This is a genomic window from Mesorhizobium sp. WSM4817, assembly GCF_055811135.1.
This window is the reverse complement of sequence record NZ_JBVVQQ010000042.1, coordinates 15,537-29,909: the sequence shown is the minus strand read 5'-3', so window position 1 is coordinate 29,909 and position 14,373 is coordinate 15,537. Positions and strand designations below refer to the sequence as shown.

The window sequence follows — 14,373 nt, the reverse complement described above, 5'->3', positions numbered from 1 at the left end:
TTGATTTCGTTCGCATGCCCGCCCATTAGCGATCTTGCCGCTAACAGCCGATGAACCACACAAAGTGAGGAAGAACCCAATAAAGTGCAAAGCGACACCAGGTCGGCGCCGGGACCGAACTCTATGCCAATCCGGCGACGCGTTTTGTCGCCGAGTTCGTCGGCGACTCACACTTTCTGCAAGCGCGTGTGGAGAGCGCCGCCGGCAGACACGCCGATATCCGCATCGGCGAGCATCTGCTGATGGCGGCCGTGCCGGTGCACGGCAAGGCCGCGCCCGGCAGCCCGGCTGCCGTCATGTTGCGGCCCGAGCGGATCGCCCTGTCCCAGAAACCACAACCGGCCACCGCAGCGCTGGCGGTGACGGTCCGCGACATCACCTTCCTGGGAAACAACACGCATGTGCTGGCGGAGACTTCAACCGGCGATGCGATCTCCGTGCGCATTCCGTTCGGTCATGCATCGGCAAGCGGCCTTAGCGCAGGCCAACGCATATGGCTGAGCTTTGAAGCCTCTGACGCACATGCCTTCTGTACCTGATGGCAGTGCACACCGTCACGATCAGGTGGACAAGCCTCCGTACCACGTCCCACAGCCGTCTACTCCCCGCTGGGATCCCCGACCGGAACCTCGGCGAAATCAATTCGATGCTGAGGTCTAATTCGGGCTCGAGAACCGGGCAGACCCAAGGGATCGACGTTTTGGGCAATTACACGCTGCGTCAAAGGCGTTCCACTGTGCCGTTCAACATTATCTGTCGCTGTCCGGAATTAAGCCGATCTTCGGAGGTCGTTCCCGCGCTCGTGCAAAAGCTTGAGCGCATCGCTCCCGCACGACATGACACGAAGTGGTCTCGATCCGGGAAAGACGAATGCTGCCAACCCCGTTGGTAACCGCGGCGCAGTTCTGGAGGAGGTGGCAAAGCGCGCGAAGGGAGGTGTTCTCACCGTACATAACAATGGCTTCGTAGGCGTCGGCTCCCTCAATGTTGTGTTCGGCGCCTGCGAAAATGCTCGATGTCAGGGATCGGTTGCTATCCCAGTTTCTAGGGCCGAGCCATCCCATCGAGCGCGACGAGCGCGGCGTAAGACCCGAGGAGCAGTCGGATATAACCGGCCTGTGTCCAGTCGGGGAAACGGGTCGCGAGCCATGAAAAATGAATATAGGCTGCAATCAGGTGACGAACGGGCCGTCCCTCGTCTTCTTTCGGCGGGAAATTCGTGAAAGCCGTCTTTCGGATCAGGGCCACTTCCTTGAGGTAGCTCTCCCGTGGCGTTGTATCGCTGACCGCTAAATCGATCTCCTGTTTGAGGAGGGCGGCAAGATTGCCGATGTCTAGCGGCGCGCCCCAATCGATCCTGATGCTGCTCTCGAAGGAGATGAAATCCCGAAAAATATTATGATAGCCCGTGTTCTGAAAGTCGATGAAGGCGAGCGCCTGCCGATCAGAATTTACCAGGATATTGTTGGCGTTGAGGTCGCCATGGCAAACGCATTCCTCGATCGCGCCCCAATCCTCGGTAAAGAGTAGCCGGTTCGCGCGGGTTACAGGAATATTGAACAATTTGAAACCAGTATCGTCGGCGCTGAAGTCGGCACGGAAGACTTCCTGCATTTTCTCAACATATTTGTCCTCCCGCTCCTGCACCTGCTTGTTTTTCGAAAAATAAGGAGGTTGCTGGAAATATTGTGAGGCATCCTTGTCGCTGGCGCGCCGTTGGTCATACCATGTCTTCTTGACCGGGTTAAAGACGCTTTCGCAAACGAGCCGAGTAACCCGGTTGTCCGCGGCTCGCAGAAGGTCGGTGCAGGACTGTGGTTTACCATCTCCGTCAAAGGCGAACGAATAGCAGATCGCCCCCAATCCCTCGGTGAATCCCGTGCCAAGCACCTCCACCTTCCAAGTGTAGGGGAGCACCCATTTCACGTACCGATTGTAGTTCTTATATTCCTGCAGGGCGTTGGCCTTGCTCGAAATTTTCATGACGCCGGTGACGCCATAAGCGAGTTTGCCGGCAAGACGGCAGGTCATCACTGCGGACCCCGATCGACCACCCGGCAGTTTTTCGACGACAACGGATCGCTCGTCGTTTTCGAATGTCCCATCGAAGAGACATTGTTCGATCAGTGACTGCACTATCTCCTTCGTCGCGCGCTTGCCCGCGCTGTCGCGCAACGAGCCGAAAATCTCCTCGAAGGGGGTGGTCCATTCGACGGACACGCCGGAATTGCGACACAGCAATTCGGTCAACCTGCGCCCAACATATTCGCGATATTCATCGGAGCCGCCCAGGGTGCCCTTGTCGATAATCATGTCCGGATTGGGAGTTTGGAGGCCGAACTGCTCATTCTTGACCGTTTCCCGCGTTAGAAGGCACATGACCGTTTCCGGGAGCTGGGGCTTCATTCTTGCCATAAAGGCCTGACCCCAGGCCTCCAATCGATTGGTGGCCTTGTTGTCGCAGAAGATGATGTGTGGCCGGGTTTTGAGCGCATGCGCCTGAGCCGACGCTACGGCTTTGTCGAACGGGATGGTCATGTCAAGCGCGTAGGGATCGATGAGAGCCTCGATTCCGACCCGAAAGAGACTGTCTCGGACAAATCGCTCATAGCGATTGAGCTGCGATGGCTGGTCGTCGACGAGAAGGACTTTAATCACGCTGCGCCTCGGGAATAGGAATGCGGACCTGATATGAGAATGGTTTGTAGTCGAACGGCTTCCGGCATTCGGGATCGACCTCGATGGCTCCGGCCAGCAGGCGTGCATGGCAACCGATGAGAAATAGGCCGAAATGCCACCCGTCGGCCGAAAGCGCAGGTATGCTGAAGCGCTGCTCGAGGCGGATCAGAACGTCGGGATCGACAAAGTTCACATTCGATCGGTAGGTGATCGTGAGAATCTCGCGATCGGCAAGCTTGGTCTTATGCACCACGATCGTGTTCCGCTCGTAGGTCGAGTGGCGCGTATTGCTCAGCATCGACTGGACGATGAGCCGCAGCGAGCCCAAGAATCTCGCGCTAATTGGCTCTTCCTTGTCGATGCCCAGCACCGTCCAAATGCGATCATAATATTCGGGCGGCAGCAACCGGTTGTGAGCCCTGTGGGTGAAATTCACGAAGACAGCCCAGGTTTGAGGCGTTTGCTGGTTGAAATGTTCGGCTGGCGAGATGGTATAGATAATATTTTCGAGCGCATGGCGGTGCTGCCGCGTGAGCGTCGATTTGAAATCCCGGAGTTCATGCGTGGCAAGATGCGTTAGCGAAAGCTGCGACAGCCACCACGCATCGTCAGACGCGGTGATCACGTCCCAGAATTGAAAGATGTGAAACGCAATGCTTTTGAGGAACTCGATGTCCAGCGCATAGGCGCCGAAATTGGGCGACTCCATGTTGAGCGTGCCAAGCCTGAGGGGGTGATTTCCGATCGCTAGGCAAATCTCGGAATTGGTGTTTTCCCGCGACTTGAGGACGCTGTTCAGACCGGCACTGCGATAGTGTTCGGGAACGTTCTGTACGTCGGGCAGATATACGAATGACTGGTCACTTCCGACCTTGAAGCAAAAGGCGTTTACGCTCTTCTGCGGATCGCAGTCGATGCTCATAAGGGTAAGGTCGGCCTTATCCTGCTCCCAGCTCGAGACAAGATTCAAGGCGTTGGCGTAGGCGCTGTACCGGCGGATGGTCACGCTGTGCGAGTTTGTAAGCTGGGCGAGTTGTGGGGCCACCCAGTCACAGAACTCCTTGAATGCATCGGCGTCGGAGCCGCGTCCTCGTTTCGCGGAGATTATGCGCGCTTGAACCTCGCGCTCGAAGGTCTGCCGTCCGCGCTCCATCAGCTTGTCGGCGGTGAGCCGAACGAAGAATTGGCTCACCTTAGTGCACAGCATCGAAAGAGGCTGTCCGGTGGATACGAGCACTGTGACCTCGTGCACACGATTTCGGGACCCCCTAAGCATCGGGATGGCGTGGATGTGCCAGTGCAGGCCGCCGTGCTCGGCTTGGATGCTCGTTCGTTGCCGGAAGCGCTCGATGTTTTCGACCAAGCCCGAGAGCAGCTCCCCGGGGGGTTCGATCGCCGCGACATAGCCGTCCTGTAGGTGGAGGGTTTTGTCCTGTGCGACGCTGTAAATGAAAGTGCCGACACCAAACTGTTCTGCGTTGACTTGCTTGAGAGTTTCATATTGTTGGCCGATGCTGTCGCTGTGCTGAGACCGCTGTTGCATCAATGCATACGCTCCACTCTCGGCGCATCGATCCAGTTCGTAGCTAACAAAATAGCTGTGCAGGAGGCGGTGGATCTTCCCGATGACCGTTCGGTCAGCCGCTTCCCCCGTGACCACCGCGAAGTCGGACTCAATCCGGACCTCGGCCCGGATCGAAGCGTGGATCATCGCCCGCATTGGCTCGTCGCCGAGCATGATGAGCCGGGACGCGGTATCGCCGTCGAGGGCGAAGGAGAAGAAGGGGTAGATGAGGTAGCCATCATGTTCGACCTTTGCCGGCCGATCAAGCAGCTTGCGTTGGCGAATGCACGCGAGTATCGGCCTGTGCCGGCTCGCTTGCGTGACCGCCGCCTCCACCTGGCTGAAGCTGACGAGTTCTTCCCCTTGACTTATCTTTTGTTCTAATTCAGCCAGCCGCATTGCCCCCCCGGCACCCACCAACCCGATCACCTCACATCCCCGTACGTGCAAAACATGTTTGAGCAAGGTAAGAGTTCAGAATCAGCAGTTACCGCTAGAAATATGAAACTGACAAGATCGTCATTGCAATGGATGCATTCCAGCAATTGCTTGCCAGAGTATTTCAGCGCCCGAAGAGCCGGGCGATGATGTTACCGTCGATAGACGGCAGCCGCGAAGCGTCAAGGTCATTACGCTCATAGAAGGCGAGGAGTCGATTATAGGTCTTCTCACCGGACTGCAGACCAAAAAATCGCAAGGCATTTGTCACGAAGACGCGGTCAATCATCGCGTCGGACCAGTGACAGTCCTTCCTCAGGAAGGCGTCGACTGTTGGGATGTAGCGATCATATCCCGTCTCCATACCCAGCATCAGCCAGTCGGTACCAAACACCAGGTGCTCAGCATCGGGATCGAACTCCCGCACCCATGCTGAAAAATTCGCTGCCAACGCCGCCCTTTCCCGATCGTCAGCATGAAGCACTTCCGAGAAAAAGCTCAAATCCGCGTAGATCGGCGCCTTTGGATTTTCACTGATGTATGAGCCCAGCCGCCATTCCCAACTGTTGGCTGGAAGCTCAGTCGCTGAAGTGCCGTCGGAGACGACACCGAACCGACCGAAATGTGCCAGGCACACTTGCAGCTTCGCATGGGTTTTGAAGACGGGCAGCCAAAATGCCGGATCGGCTCGTGCGTCATACTTTGGGCCAGCACCGTTTGAAGCGTGACCATGCGCAAGGATCGGCGCTCCGAGCTCTTCGCAGAGCCCATAGAGTTGGTCGAGCGCCTCATCCAGTTTGCCGCTTGGATCGAAGCCCAACTGTGTCTTCACCCGCATCGGATACGGGCTCTTGTTCCCAGAGGCTCTGAAGCCCATCGGAGGATAAAGCTTCACCCCGAGAAAGCCGTGCTCTTCGAGCGCCGTCCGAGCCCAGGCCAATGGGCTGACGGAATCCTGCCCCGCACGAAAATAGATCTCGCGGAGGGGATCGAAGCCGAAGTATCCATGGACCACCGGGCCGCTTTTGCGTTTGGCCAGAAGACCCATGACCTTCACTTGCTCGGGCAAGGGAGACTGCTCGACGGACTCGCCCAGCCAGTGATCGAAATCCACCTTTGCCGGAGCTAGTAGCAAAGGCTGCCTGCCCTGCCTCTCGTGGTCGGTCGCCAGGCGTTCGACTAATTTGTATCGATAGAGCTTGAACAACGGAATCCAGCGAAGATAGGCGCCGATCTGATCCAGACGCGAGAACGCATTCGTTGCAATGCGTTTCGATTGGAGCGGTGTGATCGCCGCGATGCGCGGCCCGCCTTCACCGACCGCTCTTAAGAAGGCGTCGAGCTGCCTCGCCGCAGGCGTACTCTCGGCGATACCCATCGTCGCCGGTCCACCAGCGCGGGTTTCGAGTTCACGAATGAAACGCGCAGTGCCATTTACGGCCCGCGCCTTTGCCAGATCGTAGTCGGCGTTCTCTGCAGATGCGGCACGCGCGCCCTGCAAAACTTGGATTTCTTCATTCGCGGTGGGTGCGCTGCCTGTCCCGAGAAGACTGGTCACGAGTTCCAGGAGGAAGTCGAGCAGATCGGGATCCTCGACATCGAGAATCCGCTTCTCGTACTGTTCGGGATAGCGTCGTAGGAACGTCTGCTTGATGAAGCGCACAACGGGCAGGTCGGACGCGTTGAACACATGACAATGCGCGTCAATGGAGCGGCCCGTCACTTCCAAATCCTCAGTCGTTCGGCAACCCGCCAACGGCAGCGTTGCGGCCATTCCGAGTTTGATGAATTCCCGCCGCAGCATTAAGCCTTCTCTTCGTGTGTAGACCGAGCTTAGGGGACGCCGTGCAGGGGGTTCCTCGCCCTACTGCAACGACACTCGACCCCTCATTGGAACGCTATTTTCACCAGCTTCGGGTCGTGGTCGCTGACCTTTCGGCTATCCGGGTGCACCGAATTGACGTGCAGCGTTTTCATGGTGGCCGACTGTCCTGGTCCCAGCAGCGCTAATGCGTGGTCGAGCGATTGCGAATTGCCGTCAAAGACGTAGCTGATGCGTTCCGAAGGCGGCTCGTCGAGGGCGAGATTCTTGAATTGCGGCTCGCTGCCGGTCAACAGGAGCAATGGGGTCTCGTACCAAAACGCGTTGAAGTCTCCCAACACGACGACTGCCCGATTGCTATCTGCAGGCAGGCTTCTAACGAAGTCGCGTACCGCTCGAGCCTGCGCGATGCGCGCCGGTTCGGCAGGATCAATCGGTGGTTGGATGGCTCCGTAGGCGCCACCGCTACCGGATTTTGACGAGAGATGAACGTTGATGACGGTTACTTCGCTGCCGCGGAATCTGAACGACGCGACCAAGGGCAGACGGCTCCGGCCGAACGCCGGTGCATCGATCTGCTTTGGTGTCGAGGCGTCGACTGTGAGGCGTGCGGGATTGTAAAGGTAAGCGACCCGGATATTGCCTCCGGGCTGGCCACCCGATGTGTCGTCGAGCGGATCAATGGATAGCGGTTGATAGGCCGGGCCACCCGCCGCAGCGATTGCATCGATCAGAAGTTTGAGCGTCTGGTCGGCCGCGACCACATCGCCGTATTGGCCGCCGTCATTGTCCTGCATCTCCTGCAGCGCCACGATATCGGGCGAGCCAAGAAGCTTGACCACGTGATCTGCAATCGAACTGAATTTTCCAACGCCGACATCGTCATCCGGATCGTTGACGGGCGTCTCGTCGACAGCCTCTACGATGGGATCCAAATTCTCGACATTGTAGCCAGCGATCGTCAGTACGTCGTCTTCCGGCGCCCCTCCGATAGGAATGGGCTCCCAAACTTTCGGGTTGGCGGCGGCAGCGTTAGCCAAGCGAATTTCATAAAGTCCGCGGTCGTAGGTCACGTATCCTTCGATACTGGCAAGCGTGTCACCCAGCGCGTGTTGGAATTGCGGCTTCTGAGCGTCCGTCACCTGGATCTGGATTCTTTCAGGATTGCTGTCGCCGGGTGTGGATGTGATGCCGCCGAGCGAGTTCATGCCGGAAGCGCCGGCGCCACCGTCGGCGACGACCCAGAACTCGCCAAAGTCGTTAGTCGGACCGACGACAACCGGATTGTCGATCCGGACGTATGTGCCTTCCAGGCTCTCGTAGAAATCAGCGCCAGAGTTTTGCGGATCGGCGCTGTCTTCCGAAATGAAGAGGATATCGGTCGGCGGCAACCTGCCAGCCGCTCCAATGACCACAGGCGGTAGAGGCGCGCCTGAAGAAAGTCTCTCGAAGACGGCATCATTGATGTCTGTGGTTGTCCGCGGTTCATCGTTCTCATTGAACTCGCGAACGACTCCCTCCACACGGACCCGGTCACCCACGGTCAAGCCGGTCGCTTTGCGCCGGACGATGATGCTGTCCGAAGTTGCGTCGTTGCCATCCCCCGCTTCATCTTGGACAATGAAATTGTTGCCGAAAATGTAGGTCACAGCACCCTCGATGATCACCGTCGATCGAGCGTAGGGAGAGATGTGCGTCGAACCCTGAATCTGGGGGATTGTCAGCTTTTCGGCTGCGTGAACATAGGCTGGAACCGCAAGGAACAGTACGGCGGTCAGAATGCAGACCACGCAGTGCTTCATTTCACCCTCCCCTAAATCGATGACTTTTACCCATCTCGCGAAATCAACAATAGGATAGAACAACGCCCCCAGCCGCAAGACGAGAAAACGTATTAATGTCTCAAAAACAGTCCGCCCTGTCTGTACAAACGGATCGGAAGAGCCTCACAATGACATCAAGGCAGCCTGTCACTCCATTCCCGAGTTGGCCGCCCTATGGGGAATATCCCAAAGGGACATCGAGAAGGCTAGTGGTTCTATGAGTTGGTCAGCAAATTCGAGGCAAGCATGAAGTCTCTCTGGCTGGCTCTTTTGACCTACTTGGTACTCGGACACTCGACTCAGCCTGGGTCGGCACAACCATTAGAGCTGAAGCCTGCCTCCACTGAATTTGCCCGCGCGCAAATGGTTGATTGGATCGATTCCGAAACCTTTGTCGTCGGACGTTGGGATGGCTCCGTATCGGTCTTTAGAACACAGCGTCCCGGTGAGTGGACGCCAGTCCTGCTTCAAACACAAACAGCCGCAGGCGGTGCCGGTGTTGAGCTGGTCGTCGCGCTGGACGAGAGGACGATCCTTTATTCAAATGGTGAGAATGAGCTGGCGCTTTGGGGACGTACCGGGAAGGGAGCGTTCGATGCCCCTCTCCCTATCGGCTATGATGTCATGTACGGCGTTGCCAACAGCGCAACCCAGCTCAACTATTTAGGTGACGATCTGGTCGTTACCGGCCATGCCAACGGCTTCGCCTTGGTGTGGAAACGGGATCATCAATCGTTGACCTTGCTGAGGCCGGTGGACCTTAAATCTGCTGACCCGATTCCGAGCCCATACCCGCTGAAGAACATCCGCGGTCTCGCTGCCTGGAAGGGAGACCTTGTGCTCTCCGGTTCGGAGGACGGCGACATCGTCGCGTTTAGCGTCACCACGGGGAACGAACGCTTCCGTCAGCGATATTCGGCCACTGCCCAGCGCGGCATCAACGGCATTTCCGAGATAGACGGGCAATTGCTTGTCGTTAACTGCTCGGTCGGGGCCGCGGACAAGAACCTTTGGCTGTATGAAGTTACCGACGCCGGACTCACTTTGACAAGTTCCCTCAATCTTATTCGCGACACCACTCGGCCACAGGTGTTCGATTTCGATGCGGATCTGTTTGGGATGCAAGGGAAGGTCCGCTTCGTCGCCAGTACGGAAGAGGGCCTCATGTGGCGAGGCGTCGTCAATGCCGGTGTTCTGGAGGTGGATGCGGTCGCAACCGTGGCGCCGAGCGGCGGGGCAAGCCTTGATGTGAATGACACAACCGGCAGCATTGTTGCGGCCGCCTACGATGTGATGTTGTTTGAGGGAGGGAACTAGGGCGTGATCTGGCTGAATCGCATGGCCGTTGGGTCAGCCGACGCGGCGCACGTCCGGCGGCCTGTCCTTGTCGCAATGGCCCTTTTTCTGATTGCGACATCCGCCGAAGCGGACCAGTTCGCTGTTGATCTCGACAGCGTTCTGCCAACCGTACGTGCAACCTATTCCTACCTCCATGAGAACCCTGAACTCGGCAAGGCGGAGACCAAGGCGCACGACTTCCTCCTTGAACGCCTTCAAGCCATCGGTGGCTTTGCTTTCGTGAAAATCGAAAGCCTTCCAACCGCGATCGTCGCGGTCATGGACACGGGCCAAGCGGGGCCAGTTGTCGCGCTTCGCTCTGAATTGGATGCCCGCAAGCTAAATCCAGGACAAGTTGAACCTTCCGAACATCAGCCGCGCTCTCTGCTCGACGGGTTCATGCACAATTGCGGGCACGACGCTCATGCGGCGATCCTTCTCGGCACGGCCGAACTCGTAGCGCGCCACCGCGATCGTTTCCTTGGGAAAATCGTGATCATATTTCAGCCGGCGGAGGAGGTTGCGGGCGGCGCCGACGATATCGTGAAGGAAGGTATCCTGGACCAGCTGAAGGTTGAGGCGGTTTTCGCGCTCCATTCAGCCCCCGGTCTAGCGGTAGGATCGATTGCAATCGCCCCCGGTAACGTCCTTGCCGGGAGCAGTTATTTCACCCTGAATCTGACCGGTAAAAGCTCGCACGCCGCTGCCCCGTTCGAGGGAAGCGATATCCCAATGCTTGCCGCAGAGCTTGCGCAGAGCCTGTCCTACCTGCCTGCACGAAAGGTCGACATTGCCAACCGGCCGATGGTGGTATCGGTCACCCGACTGAAAGCGGAGTCCTCCGCATCAAATAGTCTGCCCAGCGACGCCGAAATCGGAGGAACTATCCGCGCATTTGAGGACCCGTTCATTGCCGCCGATTGCGAACAATCGATCAACACAATGATCAGCGACCTGACAGCGCGTTTTGCAGCCGCCAACAATGTAGCAACAAACTGGTCGTTGAGACCCGGAGCGCCGCCGACGCGCAATGACGAAGCTCTATTTCAGCGTATTGTTCCAAAACTCCAGGATGCATGGCCAGGGACCGTGGCTACCGCGGCGTGGCGCGGCATGTTTTCGGAGGACTTCGCGTATTACACCGCAAAAAAGCCGTCGCTCTATTTCTCCCTTGGCATCGCGAAGGACGGCCTGGGCCAAGCCGGCGTGCACACGGTTGACTTTACCATTCATCCGGACAGCCTCGTCGAGGGCGTTCGCTTGATGAGCCTTGCGGCGCGCATCGCGACAACTGGGGAAGCAACTTGGAATTAATCTCGGTGGCATTTGCAGAAAGCCGTGAAGAAGCAAACCCCAACTACCAGGCAGCTAGAATGACGTTCAGATCGGCACGTAATTCATAAGATCGGCAACCGCACCGGTGGGCACCAATGGCATCGTTCGCAGTCGTCATAACCACGCAAATTCACAAGCTCCAAAAGGGGGCCCGGATCGAGCTCTCGAGTTTTAACACCACGACGATCGGTGGATTTGCCTCAGCAGCACACGCGGGTCAGGCGGCGAAGTCTCTGGAGTTCCACAATATCGCGTGTGACCGCGATGCTTGGGTTGTTCAACTGACCGACTGAGATTTGTCGATAGTGGGGACTCGCATGATTGGTCACTCTCTTTGGGATCGTGTCCCGCCGAAGCTGCGCCTGGGCCTTGTGCCGATACTGACGACGGCACTGTTGGTGCAGGCTGGCTCCCAGACCGCCACGCTGTTGTCATGCCTGTCTCGGGGGACACCCTTTTGCGACAATCCCAGCAAGCTGTCCGTCACCGACATTCAGGGGCTCCTTATTCTTGTGAATTTCGTGGTCGTTTTCTGGTTCGCCTATCGGACCTTGGGTGAATTGGTAACGAAACCCGGACCGATCAGCCTTGATGTCAAGGTCATCGGCCTTGGAACCGCGTTCCTGAGCAGCGTAGAAATTTACGGGTACGCTTTGAGAAATGGCGTGCCCGAGCGGCTGGTGTTCGTGCTGCCGATCATCTTTTTCGTTTTTATCGTGCCATTCGTGCTGCTGCGGGATGCCCGAGCAGGTGGCAATATTGACGATTCCAGCGAGACCGCGCGCCAGGCCTATTCGGCTTTGAGGCAAGTTGTTGTTGCATTTGTCGCCTGCGCAGCGGCGACGGTCGCGGGTTCGGTCTACTTCGTCCTGCTCAACGAAGGGCTGCACTTTGGCGACGCGATTCTCATCCAACCCCTGCTCGTCGCGCAGGAAGCGTGGGTCTTCAACCCGGCAATCCTTGGTATGGGTTGGATTCCAGTTCTGTGCTTGGCGCTGAAATCCGACGGGTCCAATCCTAATGTTGTGCCACTTGGCATGACCGTCAACGGTGCAAGATGTCTGTTGGTCGCTCCACTGCTGATAAACGCGGCAATAGGGATCGTCCTGATCGGCGATGGCAACATTCTGGCCGGACCAGGACATGCAAGCTGGGCACTTTGGCTTGCCAAAGCATGCCTGGGGGCTGGCCTGACGGTCGTTTTTATGGCCGCCTTCTTCTTCAGCAAACGGTTCGGCTTCGATGCTTCCTCGGGAGTCGCGGCCGGAGCAGCTATTTTTGCGGCAGCTGGCGCGTTGGCGGGACTGGCGACCGCAGGCCTTCGTTCAGGCTTCGGGGGCGATGCCTCGTGGAGCACATCGGCGATAATTCACGCGGGTGGATTCGTAATTGCTTTTCTGACCGGCGTCGCGGCCTTGCGCCTGATGAGGCGCACCTTTTCTGATCTGACTTTTTTGACGCCATAACTCTTCCCCTCAACGGAGGCTGACATGGATATCTCACGAAGTGCCTGCCTGGTTGCGTTGTGTGTTGCAATTCTCATGGGCGGGTCCATCGCCGCACGGTCATGTGACGAACTCGTCGGCCACTTGTTCGCCAAGGCGATCACCCCCGCGATCGAGGGCCTTGGGTGCGAAGGCATCAATCAGGCTGGGCTGGATAGACCAGATCATCATCTGCAGAGCGTCTGCTACACATCCGATGGTGCGACCTCAAGTCTTGAGGTGGTTGCCAATCTGCGTTGTAAGACCAGCGACAACGCCTTCTTGAAGGCATCGGTATCCGACACCGTCACAGCAAAGGCGCAGGTGCGTGGAAAGGACTGCCAGCTGCTCGATATCGATGTGAACGCGGGCGGCGATATCGGTAAGATCTTCATAAGTTCGTTCAATGTGAACGGCATCGCCCGCAAAAAGCTTCAGTCGGCGCTCGACAAACTCTGCCAATAGGAGGCTCGTTGGCGCTGCCGCAATCATTCGCACCGCGTTACATGCGAACTATTTAACACGCATTCATCAGCGGGAAAAAATGCGAGCTCTAGAAACTCTCAGATATGTTGAGCCTAAAGACGCAGGACGGGCGCAGGCTCGCGCCTATCAACAGCGCCGTAGGGCCGTAGACTATTCTGTCCGACGTTGTTGAGGGGATGCTGAGTACCTACATCTGTCGCATCGATCTTTCAGGAGAGGCAATCAACATGGATGCTGCGACCGGACTTGGGCTTTCACAGAAAGCACTCGAGGTGGTCCGCACCCTGCCGTTCTGGCTGCTTATTGCTGTCTCCATCGTCCTGGCAGCGATATGGTGGAGCCCGGCTCTCAGCATGCCACTGCCCGCTGAGGTTAATATCTGGATTCCGCTTGCGGCTTTCAGCTTCATCGTCCTATCGCTTGTGAGCGCCCTAGCCTGGATCGCCTCGGCCTTGCAGGCCTCCCGAACGCGATGGCGCACCCGCGACCTGGAGCGCTTCACGAAGATCTACCGTCCGCTCTACGCGTTGTTCCTAACCCATCACGTCACCACGTACCAATCGACGGGCTATCCGAAGCTCCGGGATCGGGTTGGGCATGCCTGGGAAGAGTTCAACTATTACCGTTATTGGCCCGCCCGCATTCGCAAAGCCTACCGCGCGTTATCGGACCGGAAGATCTCTGTCTCTGCCGAAGTCGAGTTTGGCGGAGGTTTTCCCCTGCGCGAAATGCATGCGATTGTGAATGACAATATCGAACTTGCGGATAAGGAATTGCTCGGCTTCCTGCGCCGCGCGGATCGCTCCTGCTATGAAGACGATCGGCGTGGCGATTCCCTGACGGACGAGCAGTTCGAGCTCTTCACGCATACGATGCAGCAGCATGATCTGCTTGAGATGCGGGTCGGCCTATAGACTGGGTGGGATTGTTGGTTCAACGTCTGTCCCCTACCCCATGCCTTTGACAAAACGGTTTTGACGGAGTCAGCCCTTGGGCGGCCGGGCTATCGTGAACCGAGCTGCAAAAAGCATCATCGGTCCACCAGCGTCCATCTCTGACGCGTGACTTGTTTCCGGACGCAGGACGTGGCCTTGGGAAGCCAAGAAACCCTGCCGCCCCTGACTCCTCAAAGCGAAATTAAGGCGACTTTGCCGCCGACGAGCGCCTAGGTTCCTTTTCGTGGGGCTGTGCGGCTTCCGGCTCCCGGGGGCATAGCGCTGCATGGATAGGCTCGCGTTCCACGTTGCCAATTATGCGACTTTTGGCGCACGCAACGTGAACATAGAGCACGGTCGGCCATAGCAGCTGTGTGCAAACGCGGCGGCCTCGTCAGCGTTGTGAAGAGGAACCTGATGGGAGCAGGGCCGAAAGCGGATCCACTGAACAGCCCGAAGTGTTCTTCCT

General features: G+C 57.6%; 11 protein-coding genes. 7 read left to right on the top strand and 4 right to left on the bottom strand.

Annotation, left to right across the window (positions count from 1 at the left end; all coding sequences use genetic code 11):
- The first annotated feature begins 188 nt into the window (after positions 1-188).
- Positions 189-539, top strand: coding sequence for a TOBE domain-containing protein (locus AC0L2K_RS32520; RefSeq protein ID WP_473533350.1), 351 nt, complete (start codon positions 189-191; stop codon positions 537-539).
- A gap of 505 nt (positions 540-1,044) precedes the next feature.
- Here the strand turns inward: AC0L2K_RS32520 and AC0L2K_RS32515 are convergent.
- The 4 genes from AC0L2K_RS32515 to AC0L2K_RS32500 all read right to left on the bottom strand — a co-directional run bounded on the left by AC0L2K_RS32515 (position 1,045) and on the right by AC0L2K_RS32500 (position 8,368).
- Positions 1,045-2,658 carry a phosphotransferase gene (locus AC0L2K_RS32515; protein ID WP_473533349.1) on the bottom strand — a complete coding sequence of 538 codons (1,614 nt, stop codon included), beginning with the start codon at positions 2,656-2,658 and terminating at the stop codon, positions 1,045-1,047.
- On the bottom strand, positions 2,651-4,642 hold the full coding sequence (locus AC0L2K_RS32510; protein ID WP_473533348.1) for a hypothetical protein: 1,992 nt from the start codon (positions 4,640-4,642) through the stop codon (positions 2,651-2,653). The genes AC0L2K_RS32515 and AC0L2K_RS32510 overlap by 8 nt, the downstream gene beginning before the upstream one ends.
- Before the next feature lie 163 nt (positions 4,643-4,805).
- A complete protein-coding gene (locus AC0L2K_RS32505) occupies positions 4,806-6,485 on the bottom strand; it encodes an amidohydrolase family protein (RefSeq protein WP_473533347.1) in 1,680 nt (559 codons plus the stop codon).
- Between the two features lie 83 nt (positions 6,486-6,568).
- A complete protein-coding gene (locus AC0L2K_RS32500; RefSeq protein WP_473533346.1) occupies positions 6,569-8,368 on the bottom strand; it encodes an endonuclease/exonuclease/phosphatase family protein in 1,800 nt (599 codons plus the stop codon).
- A 204-nt stretch (positions 8,369-8,572) separates the two neighbouring features.
- On the opposite strand from AC0L2K_RS32500, the gene AC0L2K_RS32495 reads away from it, so the two are divergent.
- From AC0L2K_RS32495 to AC0L2K_RS32470, 6 genes are all read left to right on the top strand, one after another.
- Positions 8,573-9,643 (top strand): hypothetical protein, encoded by a 1,071-nt coding sequence (locus AC0L2K_RS32495; RefSeq protein ID WP_473533345.1) that lies wholly within the window; start codon positions 8,573-8,575, stop codon positions 9,641-9,643.
- A gap of 3 nt (positions 9,644-9,646) precedes the next feature.
- Positions 9,647-10,978, top strand: a complete 1,332-nt coding sequence (locus AC0L2K_RS32490; RefSeq protein ID WP_473533344.1) for a M20 metallopeptidase family protein — start codon at positions 9,647-9,649, stop codon at positions 10,976-10,978.
- 116 nt (positions 10,979-11,094) lie between these two features.
- Positions 11,095-11,292, top strand: coding sequence for a hypothetical protein (locus AC0L2K_RS32485; RefSeq protein ID WP_473533343.1), 198 nt, complete (start codon positions 11,095-11,097; stop codon positions 11,290-11,292).
- Positions 11,293-11,316: 24 nt separating this feature from the next.
- On the top strand, positions 11,317-12,465 hold the full coding sequence (locus AC0L2K_RS32480; RefSeq protein ID WP_473533342.1) for a hypothetical protein: 1,149 nt from the start codon (positions 11,317-11,319) through the stop codon (positions 12,463-12,465).
- A 24-nt stretch (positions 12,466-12,489) separates the two neighbouring features.
- Positions 12,490-12,948 (top strand): hypothetical protein, encoded by a 459-nt coding sequence (locus AC0L2K_RS32475; RefSeq protein ID WP_473533341.1) that lies wholly within the window; start codon positions 12,490-12,492, stop codon positions 12,946-12,948.
- A 248-nt stretch (positions 12,949-13,196) separates the two neighbouring features.
- On the top strand, positions 13,197-13,883 hold the full coding sequence (locus AC0L2K_RS32470) for a hypothetical protein (protein ID WP_473533340.1): 687 nt from the start codon (positions 13,197-13,199) through the stop codon (positions 13,881-13,883).
- The last annotated feature ends 490 nt before the right edge of the window (positions 13,884-14,373 follow it).

What these genes read in the sequence shown, in the direction of transcription:
- AC0L2K_RS32485 (WP_473533343.1), top strand. Translation starts at nt 11,095, where the DNA reads ATGGCATCGTTCGCAGTCGTCATAACCACGCAAATTCACAAGCTCCAA.
- AC0L2K_RS32505 (WP_473533347.1), bottom strand. Translation starts at nt 6,485, where the DNA reads ATGCTGCGGCGGGAATTCATCAAACTCGGAATGGCCGCAACGCTGCCG.
- AC0L2K_RS32510 (WP_473533348.1), bottom strand. Translation starts at nt 4,642, where the DNA reads ATGCGGCTGGCTGAATTAGAACAAAAGATAAGTCAAGGGGAAGAACTC.
- AC0L2K_RS32475 (WP_473533341.1), top strand. Translation starts at nt 12,490, where the DNA reads ATGGATATCTCACGAAGTGCCTGCCTGGTTGCGTTGTGTGTTGCAATT.
- AC0L2K_RS32480 (WP_473533342.1), top strand. Translation starts at nt 11,317, where the DNA reads ATGATTGGTCACTCTCTTTGGGATCGTGTCCCGCCGAAGCTGCGCCTG.
- AC0L2K_RS32495 (WP_473533345.1), top strand. Translation starts at nt 8,573, where the DNA reads ATGAAGTCTCTCTGGCTGGCTCTTTTGACCTACTTGGTACTCGGACAC.
- AC0L2K_RS32470 (WP_473533340.1), top strand. Translation starts at nt 13,197, where the DNA reads ATGGATGCTGCGACCGGACTTGGGCTTTCACAGAAAGCACTCGAGGTG.